At 65.8% G+C, this 14,360-nt stretch carries 11 protein-coding genes; 6 read left to right on the top strand and 5 right to left on the bottom strand.

Features of this window, described 5'->3' with window-relative positions:
- Window positions 1-49 precede the first annotated feature (49 nt).
- The 5 genes from PKB_RS15480 (at window position 50) to PKB_RS15460 (ending at window position 5,294) form a co-directional block, all read left to right on the top strand.
- On the top strand, window positions 50-931 hold the full coding sequence (locus tag PKB_RS15480; RefSeq protein ID WP_043253081.1) for a LysR substrate-binding domain-containing protein: 882 nt from the start codon (window positions 50-52) through the stop codon (window positions 929-931).
- Window positions 932-1,237: 306 nt separating this feature from the next.
- On the top strand, window positions 1,238-2,695 hold the full coding sequence (locus PKB_RS15475; protein WP_043253080.1) for a flavin-containing monooxygenase: 1,458 nt from the start codon (window positions 1,238-1,240) through the stop codon (window positions 2,693-2,695).
- A gap of 101 nt (window positions 2,696-2,796) precedes the next feature.
- Entirely contained in the window at window positions 2,797-3,591 is a 795-nt protein-coding gene (locus PKB_RS15470; protein ID WP_043253078.1) for an alpha/beta hydrolase, read from the top strand.
- Between the two features lie 72 nt (window positions 3,592-3,663).
- Window positions 3,664-4,515 carry an SDR family NAD(P)-dependent oxidoreductase gene (locus tag PKB_RS15465; RefSeq protein WP_043253076.1) on the top strand — a complete coding sequence of 284 codons (852 nt, stop codon included), beginning with the start codon at window positions 3,664-3,666 and terminating at the stop codon, window positions 4,513-4,515.
- A gap of 23 nt (window positions 4,516-4,538) precedes the next feature.
- Window positions 4,539-5,294 (top strand): porin family protein, encoded by a 756-nt coding sequence (locus PKB_RS15460; RefSeq protein WP_052355302.1) that lies wholly within the window; start codon window positions 4,539-4,541, stop codon window positions 5,292-5,294.
- Window positions 5,295-5,325: 31 nt separating this feature from the next.
- Here PKB_RS15460 and PKB_RS15455 read toward each other — a convergent pair whose 3' ends face one another.
- The 5 genes from PKB_RS15455 to PKB_RS15435 form a co-directional block, all read right to left on the bottom strand.
- Window positions 5,326-6,378 (bottom strand): AraC family transcriptional regulator, encoded by a 1,053-nt coding sequence (locus PKB_RS15455; protein ID WP_043253074.1) that lies wholly within the window; start codon window positions 6,376-6,378, stop codon window positions 5,326-5,328.
- Between the two features lie 117 nt (window positions 6,379-6,495).
- On the bottom strand, window positions 6,496-7,890 hold the full coding sequence (locus PKB_RS15450; protein WP_084166802.1) for a DUF1254 domain-containing protein: 1,395 nt from the start codon (window positions 7,888-7,890) through the stop codon (window positions 6,496-6,498).
- Window positions 7,891-7,922: 32 nt separating this feature from the next.
- Complete coding sequence (locus PKB_RS15445) at window positions 7,923-9,377, bottom strand: DUF1254 domain-containing protein (protein ID WP_084166657.1); 1,455 nt, start codon at window positions 9,375-9,377, stop codon at window positions 7,923-7,925.
- Window positions 9,378-9,536: 159 nt separating this feature from the next.
- Window positions 9,537-10,868 (bottom strand): DUF1329 domain-containing protein, encoded by a 1,332-nt coding sequence (locus PKB_RS15440; RefSeq protein ID WP_043253073.1) that lies wholly within the window; start codon window positions 10,866-10,868, stop codon window positions 9,537-9,539.
- Between the two features lie 15 nt (window positions 10,869-10,883).
- Window positions 10,884-12,659 (bottom strand): DUF1302 domain-containing protein, encoded by a 1,776-nt coding sequence (locus PKB_RS15435; RefSeq protein ID WP_043253071.1) that lies wholly within the window; start codon window positions 12,657-12,659, stop codon window positions 10,884-10,886.
- A 393-nt stretch (window positions 12,660-13,052) separates the two neighbouring features.
- On the opposite strand from PKB_RS15435, the gene PKB_RS15430 reads away from it, so the two are divergent.
- A complete protein-coding gene (locus PKB_RS15430) occupies window positions 13,053-14,105 on the top strand; it encodes a helix-turn-helix transcriptional regulator (protein ID WP_043253070.1) in 1,053 nt (350 codons plus the stop codon).
- Window positions 14,106-14,360: the final 255 nt, after the last annotated feature.

Here is a 14,360-nt window from a genome sequence, read left to right as displayed (position 1 = left end):
ACGCTGACCGGTGGAATAGTCGGCCGCACGCCCCAGACCAGGACCCGCCATGCAGGTTTCCCATTCGCAGCTCAAGGCTTTCCACGCCGTGGCCGTGCACGGCAGCTTCACCCGCGCCGCCGAGCGCCTGTTCCTCACCCAGCCGGCGGTATCCGACCAGGTGCGCAAGCTGGAAGAGCGCTACGGCGTGCTGCTGTTCCACCGCAACAAGCGCTCGGTGCGCCTGACCGAACTGGGCGAGCGGCTGCTGGCGGTGACCCAGCGGCTGTTCGTGGTCGAGGCCGAAGCGCAGGAATTGCTGGAGTCCTCCAGCAGCCTGCAGACCGGCAGCCTGACCCTGGCGGTGGACGCTCCGGTGCACGTGCTGCCGCAGGTCGCGCGCTTCTGCCGGCGCTACCCGGGCATCCGCGTGCGCATCGAAACCGGCAACACCGACGAATGCCTGCAAAGGCTGTTCGACTACCAGGCCGACCTGGCACTGCTCGGCCGCCCGCCGAGCGACGAACGCCTGCTGTCGATCACCCTGCGCAGCGACCCGATCGTGGTATTCGTCTCGCGCAACCACCCGTGGGCCGAACGCGAATTCATCCGCCTCGCTGACCTCGACGACGCCCCGCTGGTGCTGCGCGAACAGGGCTCGGTGACCCGCCAGATGCTCGAAGCGGAAATGCAGCGCGCCGGCCTGAACATCCGCCCGGCCATCGAAGTGGAAGGCCGCGAAGCCTCCCGCGAAGCGGTGGTGGCCGGCATCGGCGTAGGGGTGGTGTCCTCCGCCGAATTCGGCGCCGACAGCCGCGTGCACGCCCTGCCGATAGTCGACTGCGACTGGCGCATGAGCGAAACGCTGGTGTGCCTGCGCGAACAGAGCACGCGGCGGATGGTGGCGACTTTCCTGGAACTGGTGAATGAGGATCTGGACGCCGCAGACTGATGCGCGGAGCGGATCTCATCCGCGAAAATCCCCGCACCGATCTCCTCGTAGGGCGCATAACCGCGTTCGCGGTTATGCGCCGTCTGGCCCGAAAACGGCGGATAACCCCTTCGGGGTTATTCGCCCTACGGGTTCGGCATTCGTGCCATGCCGTTCGCGAGCAAGCTCGCTCCTACGAAGATTAAATGCACGACCTCATCAGGCCTTGGCGCACCCTGCCGTGTTGTTGGCGCGTAATGTCAAATATTGCTTGAGCCATGAAGAGATACTCCCGCTCACAACAGCAATAAGAGCGGGAAGTACCCCATGCATCAGCACTTTGACGTCTTGATCATCGGCGCAGGACTATCGGGCATAGGCACGGCCTGCCGGATGGCGAAGGAGATGCCTCACGCGCGGATCGCCATCATCGAACGGCGCAAGGCGATCGGCGGGACGTGGGACCTGTTCCGCTACCCCGGCATTCGCTCCGATTCCGACATGTTCAGCTTCGGTTACGCCTTCCGCCCGTGGAACGAGCTGAAGGTGCTCGCCGATGGCCCTTCGATTCGTCGCTACATCACCGATACCGCCCGCGAGCATGGCATCGACCAGAAGGTTCGCTTCGGCCTGAAGACGACCCGGGCGTCCTGGTCCAGCGAGCGGCAGCGCTGGTCGGTCGAATGTCGCGAGGAGGAGAGCGGTGCGCTCGTCGAGTTCAGCTGCAACTACCTGGTGAGTTGCACGGGCTACTACGACTACGATCAGGGCTTCCTGCCCAGCTTCCCGGGCGAAGAGCGCTTCCAGGGCCAGCGCGTCCATCCGCAGCACTGGCCGGAAGGGCTGGACTACAGCGGCAAGCGTGTCGTGGTGATCGGCAGTGGGGCGACCGCCGTGACCCTGGTACCGGCGATGGCCAACAGCGCCGCGCACGTCACCATGCTGCAGCGTTCTCCCAGCTACATCTTCTCCGTTCCGGGCTATGACAAGCTTTCGGCCGTTTTGCGGCGCTTCCTGCCGAACGCCCTGGTTTACGGCCTGGCGCGCAAGCGCAACATCGTCCTGCAGCGCTTCATCTACAAGGCCTCGAAACGCTGGCCCGATCTGGCCCGGTCGTGGCTGCTTTCCGGCGTGCGCAAGCAGTTGGGCAAGGACTTCGACTTGCGCCACTTCACGCCGAAGTACCAGCCCTGGGACGAGCGCATCTGCGCCGTACCGGATGCCGACCTGTTCAAGGCGCTGCGCGAGGGCAAGGCTTCCGTGGTGACGGACACCATCGAGTCCTTTACCGAAAGCGGCATCAAGCTCCGCTCGGGCCAGGAGCTGAAGGCCGACATCATCGTCACCGCCACCGGGCTGAACTTGAAGACCTGCGGTGGCATGGACCTGCTGGTGGACGGCGAGCCGCGAGCGCTGAACAAGCTGATGACCTACAAGGGCTCGCTGCTGCAGGACGTGCCGAACATGGGCTTCGTCTTCGGCTACACCAACGCGCCCTGGACGCTCAAGGCAGACATGACGGCGAGCTATCTCTGTCGCCTGCTCAACTACATGCGCGCGCGCAACCTCGGAGTGGTCACGCCCAGGGCTCCGGCGGGGGAAATGCAGGAGCAGGAAACCGTCCTCGGCTCGTTGCAGTCGGGCTACATCAGACGCGGCGAGTCGACCCTGCCGCGCCAGGGTCGCAGCTCGCCGTGGCGCGTCCTGCATGACTTCGAGCGAGATCAGCGGCTGCTGCTGGGCGAGCCGGTCGAAGACGCCGCCCTGGAATTCAAGAGCGCCTAGCGCCCGCTCGCACCCGTCACAGGTAACGCCTTCCCCTGTGCCCCCGCATGTACTTGGGGCACAGGGGACGCCATTGTCCGATCGACTTTCTGGTAGTCCCCATGAGCGTGAAGCCCGATATCGTTTTCATCCACGGAATGTGGTGCCGCCCCACCGTCTGGGCCCAATGGCTGTCGTTCTTCCAGCGGCTTGGGTACAACTGCCACGCCATCGAACTCCCCGGTCATGACGCCTATGTCTCGGATAGCCTGCTGCGGGGCAAGTCGATCCAGCACTACGTCGATGCCGTGGCCTCGCTTGCGATGCGCCTGCCGCGGCCGGTTCTGGTCGGCCATTCGCTGGGCGGGCTCATCGGGCAACGGGTGGCGCAACAGACGGATGTTGCCGGCCTGGTCATGATCAACAGTGCAGCGCCCGGGCAGGTATTTCCGCTGCGGCCGTCGATGTTGCCCGGGCTCATCCGTCACTTCAGCAAATGGGCGCTCTGGCGCGGAACCTTCCGGCTCTCGCCCTGGGAGGCGAACTACCTCGTGTTCAACCGGGTAGCGCCAGCCGAACGCGATTCCCTGTATTCCCTGCTGATCGCCGAGTCCGGCCGGGTGGCCTACGAGGTCGGCTTTGGACGCTTGAACCCGTCGCACTCGAATCGGGTGAAGAGGGAGTCGATCACCTGCCCGATGCTGGCCCTGGCGGGCGGCAAGGACAGGATCATCCCCCGCTCGGTGAGTCGCCGCATGGCGCGCTGGTACGGCAGCCAGCTGGACTACCGCGAGTACCCGGCCCAGGGGCACTGGCTGCTCGGCGAGGTGGGCTGGAACCTGCGTGCCAGCGAGGTGGCCGACTGGATCCTGGCCAAGTGCTCGGCGCCGAACAACGCCGCTTGCGAAACCCTCTAGCTCGCAATCACACCGGGCTCGGCACGGCAGGGCTCCGGGACTTACCCAGTTGTTCATTCTGGAGCCGCTTACATGAAGTCATTCAGGAACAAGGTTGCCGCGATCACCGGCGCGGGGTCCGGTATCGGCCGCGCGCTGGCCTATGAACTGGCCGCGCAGGGCTGCCATCTCGCGTTGTCCGATGTCGACGCGGCGGGGCTCGAGGCGACCCGGGATGCGCTGACCGCCCGCTTCGGTGACGTTTGTGTTTCGACCGAGGTCGTCGATGTCGCCGACCGCGCGCAGATGCATGCCTGGGCCGACCGGGTGGCCGGGCAGCATGGTCGCGTGAACCTGATCTTCAACAATGCCGGCGTCGCGCACGCGGGAACCGTCGAAGGCAGCGGCTACGACGAGTACGAGTGGATCACCAACATCAACTTCTGGGGCGTGGTGCATGGCACCAAGGCCTTCCTGCCACACCTCAAGGCCTCGGGCGAGGGGCATGTGGTGAACATCTCCAGCATCTTCGGCCTGTTCGCCCAGCCCGGTATGAGTGCATATAACGCCACCAAGTTCGCCGTGCGCGGCTTTACCGAGTCCCTGCGCCAGGAGCTGGATCTGGAAGGCTGCGGGGTATCGGTGAGCTGCGTGCATCCGGGGGGAATCAAGACCGACATCGGCAACCGCGCGCGAATGAACGACAGCATGGCGAGCATCACCGGCCATAGCACCGGCGCGACACGCAAGATGTTCAACGAGCAGATGCTGCGAACCACACCGGAAAAAGCCGCACAGGTCATCCTCCGCGGTGTGCGGCGCGACCGCCGGCGCATCCTCATCGGAGCGGACGCCCGCGCGGTCGATATCACGCTACGCCTGTTGCCCTCGCTCTATCAGCGGATGGTGACGATGAGCATCCGCCTGGCGGCGCGCTTCGCCTGATGACTAGGCAAAGGAGCACTCCCATGACGTTGTTCCGCGGTCTGTTTCTGCTATGCGCTGGCGTGGGCTGTTGTGTTCCGTCAGTGCGGGCGGACGACGGTGGCTGGCAAGTCGACGCCTCGACCTACCTGTGGTTCCCGAAGACCGAGAGCCGCGTCGAAACGCCTTTCGGAATGGCCTCGTCAACGCTCAGCGCGAGGGATGCCCTCGACGCTCTCGACGCTGGAGTCATGGCGGGAATATCTGCCCGCCGGGGCCCCTGGTCCCTGGTCGGCGATCTGTTCTATCTCGACCTGTCCTTCCACGAGCGAACGCCTGTCGGACGCGTGTTTTCCTCCATCGACACGCGGACCACGCTGGCGTCGCTCGCCGGCTATGGGCTTTACAGCCTGTACGAGGATGACCGCTTCGCCATCGATGCGGGGGCGGGCCTGCGCATGATGTCGAGCGATATTGATGTCACCCTCCAAGGCATTGCGCGACCGGATCAGGAAACCAGCGTCAGCGACACCTGGATCGATCCGCTGCTGGCCATCCGCACCAGCGCGAAGCTCGGTGAGCGCTGGCGCGCCGTGCTCTGGGCCGATGGCGGCGGATTCGATATCGATGATGCGTCGGACAGGACCTGGCAGCTAAGCGCATTGCTCGTCTATCGCATCAGCGAAACCTGGTCGGCCAGCGGTGGCTACCGTGATCTATACGTCGAGCGGGAGAACCAGAGCGTCCCCTATAGCCTGGAGCTTTCCGGCCCCCTGCTGGGCGTCAGCTACCGATTTTGAGTCGCGAGGTGCCAGGCAATCCTTCTCCCCGCTAGCGGGCCTTGCGCTGGATCTGGCCGATCAGTCGACGGGATTTTCCCTGACCCTGGCGCTTCTTCCATTCGCGCGGGCTGACGCCGAACCAGCGGTTGAAGGCCCGCGAGAATGCGCTCAATTCGGAGTAGCCGAGGATTTCCGCGAGCTGCGTCAGGTTGATTTCCGAGTCGTTGAGATAGCGGCTCGCCATGGCCTTGCGGGTCTGATCGAGAATCAGGTTGAACGAGGTGTCTTCTTCGGCGAGGTAGCGCTGCAGGGTGCGCGAGCTGAGGGAGAGGTAGTTCGCCACCTGCTCGATGGCCACCCGTCCCTGCGGCAGGAAGTTGCGGATGATCTGCTGGACGTGGTTGGGCAGGTCCTCGACGGACGCCTGCCCCAGGGTGTCGAGGTGCTGCCGGACGAGGCGCTTGAGCTCGGGGTCGGCCGAGCTCAGGGGAATGTCGAGCAGCCTGGCGTCGAAGACCCAGGCGTTGATCGGGGCGTTGAATTGCGGCACCAGGCCGAGGAGCCGGCTGTAGCTTTGCGGGTTCTTCACCGGCGCGTGCTGCAGGAGCAGGGCGCGCGGTTGCCAGCGATTGCCCAGGAGCAGGCGCATGAGTTGCAGGCCGCCGCCCAGCACCAGTTCGACGATGGGCCGCGAGCTGGCGACTTCCTCGGCCTCCACCGGGTCGTAGTGGAACAGCGCCAGGTCGCCTTGAACCTCCAGGCGAATACGCGCGGCACTGGCATGCACATGGAAATAGCGACCGATTTCCCGCAGCGCCTCGCCGACATCCCGCGAGTTGCGCGCCAGGTAGAGCAGGGGGCCGATGGTACCGGCGATGCTTTGCTGCAGGCCGAGTTCCAGGCCGAACAGCGGATTGCCGGAGCGCTGCGCGCCGAGTTCGACGACCCTGGCCATCTTGCGATAGGCGACGAGGCTTTCCGGATGTTCGAGCAGGTCGCCCGGCAAGCCGGCATCGCGCAGCAGATCCTGGGCGTTCAACGACTGGCTGGCCGCATACCCGGGCAGCCCGTGCAGGCCGGAGGCGCGCGCATAATCGGTCACGGCGGAGGTTCCTATCCTGGCTCCAATCGACTCAGGATATTCATTTTGCCGGTATCCGGCGTGGATTCTTGTGTGCCCGAGCGACCGGCGCGGGGCGCCGGTCGGGTGGTGCGGGCATTAGTCGATGCGCTTGACCGCCGGCGCCGTCCAGCGGCCGTCCAGTGCTTCGGCCTTGGGCCAGTAGAGGCGCAGGTTCATCGAGAAGTCACCCTGCGCCGGCGCGGGGAGCCAGTTGGCCTCCTTGTCCTTGCCGGGCGATTCGCGCTGGATGTAGAGGGTGAGCGAGCCGTCGCTGCCGAACTGCAACTTGTCGCGGTCGCCGATCGCATAGCGCTTGATTGGGTTGGCCGCGAAGAGTTGGTGCTGGTTGTACATCGTCAGCGACCAGAAGGCGCGGACCGGTGGGATCTGGTCCTTGTCGAAGTGCAAGACGTAGCGCTTGTCGCTGCTCAGCGGCTTGCCTTCGGCATCGCTGAAGACGGTCGGGTAGATCGCGTCCTCGATGACGTTGGCGCCCAGCGCCGCGTAGGCCACGCCGGCGCGGTGCAGGTAGTCGGCGCCGTAGGTGCCGACGGCAGTCAGGTTGGTACGCCAGCCGTTGGCCTGGGTGCCGGAGCTGCGGAAGGCGCTCTTGATCTGCCCCAGCGCGCTGGCGGGGGCGGCGTCCAGGGCGTCCTTGATGGCCTGGGGCGCTGCGGCGTAGGAGAAGTCAGTGCCGGGCACGATGCCGATGCGCTTCAGACGGTCGAGCATGGGGTAGTCGTTGGCGTGCGGCGGGTTGTCCTTCATCAGGCGGGCGAACAGCTCGAAGAACTCGGCGCCGCTCATGCGATCGACTTGATCGGGTGGAGCAGTCTTGTCCTGGTTGGGGTTCACCGTGCCCTTGGGCGGCACGTAGCGAGTGCCGTGCGCACTCAGGGGATAGGCGTGGATGCTGTCCTGGAAGGCGTGCACCGCCTGGTAGTCCGCCGGCCCGTTGGTTTGTACGCGGCCGATGAGCAGGCCGTTCGCCGTGGGGCTGCGGTACTCGGTGATGCCGCTCGGCAGGCTGCCGTGCCAGTTCGGTCCGACGATGGCGAAGGTCTGCGCGGCGCTGCCGGTCGTGCGGGTGCCGGGCGCGGCGAAGATGTCGGTCCAGGCGTCCAGCCACGGCATCAGGTAATAGCGGCCCGCCGAATCCGGCACCTCGACCACCAAGGGTTCCTTGGTCACGTCGAACTGCAGCGCCGTGTAGAGCGTATCGGCGTTAGGCCGTACCACTATGGTGAAGTTGGGATCGGGAAAAGCCCGTGCATGTGCCAGTTGGTTGACCGGCGCGTTGAGTCCGGCAGGGCGCTCTACGTTGCTTCCCACGTTTTTAGTCACCTTCATGAGCACCAGCGGATAGGCGTAGATGTAAGCCTCGTGGGCGATCTCCCTGGCTTCGTCGGCAGGCAGCGGTTGCCCGGCCTGCGCTCCGAAGGGCAGCGCCAGCGCCAGTCCCAGCGCGGTGAGGGTAGCTCTCTTGTTCATGTCGTCACTCCCATGGCGGTGGTCCGCCTTGTTCAGTTGATCTTGCGGATCGCCGGCGGCAGCCATTGGCCATTCGTGACCGCGGGCTTGGGCGAGTACAGGCGGAGCATCATCTGGAAGTCGCCACTGGGCGCCGGCAGCCAGTTGCTCTCCAGGTCCTTGCCCGGGGAGGCATGCTGAATGCGGATTTCCAGCGACCCATCGGCGCCGAGCTTGAGCGCGTCATGACTGCCGAGCGCGAAGCGGTCCAGAGGGTTGGCGACCTGGAAGCCTTCCTTGTCGTACAGGGTCAGCGACCAGAAGGCGCCCACGGGTGGCTGCTGCCCCTTGTCGAAACGCAGGACGTAGTCATTGCTGCCGGAGAGGGGCTTGCCATCGGCATCGGCAACGGCATTGGGGTAGAGGGCGTCTTCTGGCAGGTTGGCCCCCAGGCCGGCCAGTGCGACCAGGGCGCGCTTGCGGTACTGCGTGCCGTAGCTGCCCAGCGAGTCGTTCCAGTTCCAGCCATTGCGCAGGATGCCTATCGATCCGGAGCGTACGGCCTGGATCACGTCGTTCTGGGCGTCCTTCGCAGCGTTGTCGAGCAGCGCCCGCTGTTCGGCGCTGAGTGCGGCGGGATCGAAGTCCTTGCCCGGCTCCAGGCCCAGGCGGCGCATGCGCTGGAGGATGGGGTAGTCGCTGGCGTGCGGCGGATACTGCTTGAGCAACTGGGCGAAGCGGGTCAGCACTTCGGTGGCGCTCATCAGGTTGATCTGCCGCAGCGGCGGCGTCGTATTGTCCACTGTCGGGTCGACAGGCAGGCCCGTCGGTGGCGTGTACTTGCGCCCCCACTGGCTCAGCGGGACCAGGCGGTACTCATCCTGCAGTTTGTTCACCTTGTCGTAGTCCGCCGAGCCGTTGGCTTGGGTGCGGCCAATGATCCAGAACACCGGCGTCGGCGTGCGGATCAGCTCCACGCCCTCGGGCAGTTCGCCTTTCCAGTCCGCGCTGGCGAGGGCGAAGTTGCCCGCCTGGTTGCCGGTGGTGCGTGTTCCGGGAACGGCGAACACGTCGGTCCACATGTCCAGCATCGGCATCAGGTAGTAGCGCCCGTGCGTATCAGGCAGCGAAAGGATTACCGGCTCCTTGCGGACGTCGATCCAGGCCATGGAGTAGAGGGTGTCGAAGTTGAGCCGCACCACGTCCCGGGCGTGGACGTCGGGGTAGGCGCGGTAGTGGGCGAACTGGTTGATGGGTGCGCGCTGCGGCACGCTGGTGGCGTCCGGCACGTTGGTCATCTGCTGGCGGGTGATGTCCATCAGCACCATTGGGTAGGCGTACTGGTAGACGTCGCGGACCAGCGTGCGGAACTCGTCCATCTGTTCAGCCTGGCTGGCAGCTGGTGTGGCGTTGGCCAGGGCGCCGTGCAGGGGAAGCATGGCCAGGCCGCCGAGCAGCAAGGCGCTGGCGAGCACCCGGGCGGTCCAGGGGGTGGGGCGAATACTCATGTGCACTCCTGGTTTCTTGTTCTTGTCGATCGGCGAAGGGGGAGATCCCGGCCTTGGCCGGGCGAGCGCGGGGAGAGGGTGACGGCGGGCTGCCGCAGGTCTGGAGAATGACAGTCGGGACGGCTCTCCGGGTATGCGGCAGCCGCCCCGCGCTTGGCGTCAGCGCACGCCGGAAGTGCGCAGCGCCGCCGGGGTGTATTCGTTCACCGAGGCCGGGATGCCGAACTTCACCCAGGTCTTCTCTTCGTTCATCAGTCCGTACACGCCGTAGCGGCCGGAGATCAGGTCGTAGAGTGCCTCGAAGGCGTACCAGGGGGCCTGCGCGTGGTACTCGTCCATGAGCATGGCCTGGCCGACGCGCCAGAGCTGGCCGCGACCGTCATAGAGCTCGGAGGCGGCGATGGTCCAGGAGTCTTCGTCGACGTAGAAACGACGCTTGGCGTAGACGTGGCGCATGCCTTCCTTGAGCGTGCCTTCCACGACCCAGACACGGTGCAGTTCGTAGCGCGCGAGGTCCTGGTTGGTGTGCCCGGCCTTGAGGATGTCGGCGTACTTCACTTGCGGCGAGGCCAGGCGGTAGTTGTTGTACGGGATGTACATCTCCTTCTTGCCGACCAGCGTCCAGGTGAAGCGATCCGGCGAGCCGTTGTACATGTCGTAGTCGTCCGAGGTCCGCGTGCCGTCGGCGTTGCTGCCGGGGCTGTCGTAGGCGATCTGCGGGGCGCGGCGCACGCGGCGTTGACCGGCGTTGTACTGCCAGGCCATGCGCGGTTCCTTCACCTGGTCCACCGTGTCGCGCACCAGCAGCACGTTGCCGGCCAGGCGCGCGGGCGCGGTGGTCACCGACTTGAACATCAGCAGGGTGTTGTCGGCCTGCTCCTTGGGCAGGTCCGGAACGAAGGCGGGGAAGGCGACCTGGTCTTCCATCTGCACCGGGGTGTAGTCGCCATTGCGTTGCGGGAAGGCGTTGGCCGAGGCGCGGAACACATTGCCGCCCTTGTAGCGGGTGATGTGGTTCCACACCACCTCCAGGCCGTTCTTGGGAATCGGGAAGGCGATCACCCGCGAGTCGGTGAAGCCCTGCAGGCCGTTGCCGCCCTCGACCAGGCTGACCTTCTCGGCGCTGGTGTGCACGGCCGCATAGATTTCCTTCGGCATGCCCACGGTCCGGTGGCTCGGGTACACCGGCAGGCGGAAGGTCTCGGGGTAGCGCTTGAACATCGCCAGTTGGCCTTCGCTCAGGCGGGCCCTGTACTGCTCGGCGTTCGCGGCGGTGATCACGAACAGCGGCTTTTCGTTGGCGAAGGGATCGGCGAGGTAGCCATTGGCATCCACCGTGCCGGCGGGCGGGGGGGGGGGGGCCTTCTCGGCGCCCAGGGGCGTCAGGCTGGCGCCCAGGGTGGCCAGTTCTTGTGGCGTGGCGGCGGCGAGCACGCTGCCGGACAGCAGGGAAAGGGCGAAGGCCCCAAGGAGTCTTGTGGTCGTTTTCATCGAAGCGGGTCCTTCTTAGAAATTCACGCCGAGACTGAGCGCGAGGAAATCGCGGTCGATCTGGTTGTTGTAATCACCGCCGAAGTAGTTGGTGTAGGAGAGGCTGGCGGTGTAGGTGCTGCGGTAGTCGGCATCCAGGCCGAGGCTGACGGCCTTGCTGCCTTCGTTGAAGGTCGGGCCGTAGCCTTGCACGTCGTGGGACCAGGCGAGGTTGGGCTTGAGGTTGACGCCGGCGATCACGTCGCTGTAGTCGAGAATGCCGCGGGCGCGGTAGCCCCAGGAGGTGCTGGTGTAGAAGCCCTCGTCGTTGCTCGGGCTGTACGCCCCGACCTCGGTGATGCGCCCGTAGCGCACCTTGTTGCGGCTCTCCAGCCCACCGAGCCGGGTGATGCCGGCTTCGCCCACGAGGGTCAGGCGGTCGGCGCCCAGTACGCGCTCGAAAAAGTGCGTCAGGGTGGTCTGCGCCTGGGTCATCTCCTTGCGCTTGTAGCCGCTCAGGTCCGTATTGGCGGTTGCCAGTGCATCGGGTCGGCCGCCGGTCAGGGCGCCGGTGATCACATCGATGACCGGCGCGTTGGTGACGTCGATGGCGTTGATCGCCAGGGGCATGTTCGGCCGGTAGCTGATCTCGCCGGACCAGGCCGTGCCGCTGGGCAGGGTGGTGGCGAAGCTGAGGCCGTAAAGGCGCACGTCTTCCGGGTACTCAAGGAAGTAGTGGCTGTTGCCCAGCAGCGAGGTCTGGCTCAGTTGCCCCGCCGGGCCGCCGGGCAGGGTGAGCGCGCGCTGGATGGCGGCGGCGCTGGGCGTAGTCATGCCCTGGTAGGGGAGGCGGCTGTGGATGTTCATCGCGTAGGCGCCGTACTCGGTGTCGTCGCCCATCCAGCGCAGCGCCAGGCCCCACTGGCCGCTGTCGCGCGCATCGTGGTTGCTCCCGCGCGGCACGATCAGGCCTTCGGGCACGATGTTCACGCCCATCAGCCCGGCATAGGGCGTCAATGCCTTCACGGCGGCCGGCGTGCCGACGGTGAGGTTGTTGTCGCAGCCGTGGGCCGCGGTATCGGAGCCGAAGAAGGTGCCGCAGTTGTCGAGCACCGTCGGTTCCCAATCCAGCTGGTAGAACGCCTCGGCGGACAGCTTCTCGGTGAGGCCCTGGGAGGCGAAGGCCATGCTGACCGGGACCAGGCCTTCCTTGATCTCGGAACCGGGGCGGCGGAAGGCAGCGACGTCGATCGGGTTGATCGAGTTGATGCTGTTGGGGATGAAGGTGCTTTCGCCCCAACTGACCACCTGCTTGCCCAGGCGCGCGCTGCCCGGTTGGTTGGAGATGGTGTAGTTGTGATAGACGAAGGCATCGAGCAGCTCCGCGCCGGAGGACTTCGCGCCCTCTTCGCGGCCGTCGTCGCTGATCTGCTTGAACGGGCGGCTCTCGTCCTTGAGCTCGAAGTCGTACCAGTACTTGCCGCGCAGGAATACGCCGGTATCGCCGTATTTCAGCTCGAGGTCATGGACGCCCTTGAACAGCTTGGAGAAGGTTTCGCCTTGCTTGAAGTTCAGGCGGCCATCGTCGTTGGCCGAGGCGCTGCTGTTGCCGCCGTTGGTGGCGCCGACCAGGTCCTGGCTGGCGCTCTGCGTGGACCAGCTGGCGCCGATGGACAGCGCCGAGTCGAACTGCCCCTCGATCTCGCCAATGTTGAAGGTGGCGGCTCGCGCGTTCGGCACGAGGGCGCCCAGCGCAACGGCCAGGCCGAGCAGGCACGGCGGGAAGCGTCGGAGCCCTGTTGTTATTGTCATGTGACTCTCCGGTCAGGGTGGGGTGGGAGCCTCACCTTAATCAGCGCAGCGGCGCCGCCAAACAGACGAAGGTTGCGATCTTCAACTCACACCAAACTCCTAAACCCCCTCTGATCCAGGGGGTTCCGGCGATTCATCGACTTCATGAATGGCGCTGGATAGATCGAACCTTCACGACGCAAGGGCCTCGGATGGGTACTTGAAAAAGGGGAGCGTTCCCTGTTCGGGCGGCTGGCGCCTGATGTCAAGTATTGGGCGCTGAATGTCGAGTGGTGGGGTGTGCCATAAGGGATACTTCTCCCCGTGGGACGCACCGGTGCTGGATATGTGGACCACGCCCCACGCATTCGGCGCCGGTGTCCCGTCGCTTACGGAACCGCAGAGATCGTCAGCATGTCCTCCCAGATTTCCGAACCGCCCTTCCTCGACATTCCCTCCAAGAGCAAGGCGCTGCCCAGGCCGTTGCCCGGTGCCGTCTTGCGTCCGCACCTGTTGCGCTGCCTGCTGGGCGCGGACAGCCGGCTGACGCTGACCGTGGCTCCCGCGGGATTCGGCAAGAGTTTGTTGCACGGCGAATGCGCCCGGCTGGCGCCACCGGACACCCAGGTGATCTGGCTGGACCTGCTCGGCCATACGCCGCTGCCCAGGGAGTTACTGGGCAACATTGCCGAGGCATTGGGCGGGCGCGCGGCGACAGTGGAGGAGCTGTGCCGGCTGCTGGGGCGCATTCGCCATCCGGTGTGGCTGATGCTCGACGATTATCCGCGGCATGCCAGCCCGCTGCTCGACGCCTGCCTGGAAGACCTCCTGGAGCGCGCCCCACAGCATGTGCGCTGGTGGATCAGCGGCCGGCTCCGGCCCGCCTGGAGCCTGCCGCGCCTGGTGCTGCAGGGCGATGTACTGGAGCTCGATGCAGCCGCACTGGCCTTCGATTCGCCGACGCTCCAGGGGCTGCTGAGCGCGCGCCGGATCGCCCTGACCGCCGAGCAGCGGGAGCAATTGCTGGAGGCGTGCGCGGGATGGCCGGCGCTGATCTGCCTGTTCCTGCGCGACGCCACGGCCGACACCTTGCCGCAGCTGCTGGCCAGCGGAACGCCGCTGCTGCTGAACTACCTGCAACGCGAAGTGCCGCCCGAGCAGCTGCGCGACAACGGCTTGCTGAACGCGCTCTTGGAGCGTCAGCCGCAGTGGTTCGAGTCTGCCGCCGCGAACCCGTCCGCTCGCCAGGTGTCTTCCCCGTCCGCACTCAGCGCGCTGCTGAGCAAGCGCGAGCTGGCCATCCTGCAATTGATCGCCTCGGGGCTTTCCAACCAGGAAATCGCCGATCAGCTCTGCCTGTCAGTTAACACCGTGAAGTCCCACGCCTGGAACATCAACGGCAAGCTCGGCACGGAGCGCCGCACCCAGGCGGTGGCGCAGGCGAAGTTGCATGGATTGCTGGGCTGACCCGGCGACTGCTCCCCGTAGGAGCGAGCTTGCTCGCGAACGATGCTTCCCTGATGCACCGGCTTCTCGGGGCGGCTCCGTTCCCTCTCCCGCAAGCGGGAGAGGGGGCTGTTCGGCGCCATCCTGTAGGAGCGGATTCATCCGCGAAAATCCCCGCACCGATCTCACCGTAGGGCGCATAACCGCGTGCGCGGTTATGCGCCGCCGCCCGGTACGAAAACGGCGGATAACCCCCACGGAGTTATTCGCCCTACA

This window comes from Pseudomonas knackmussii B13 (assembly GCF_000689415.1).
Classification (GTDB): Bacteria; Pseudomonadota; Gammaproteobacteria; order Pseudomonadales; family Pseudomonadaceae; genus Pseudomonas; species Pseudomonas knackmussii.
The sequence above is the reverse complement of the archived record's forward strand: the minus strand, read 5'-3'. Positions and strand labels throughout refer to the sequence as shown.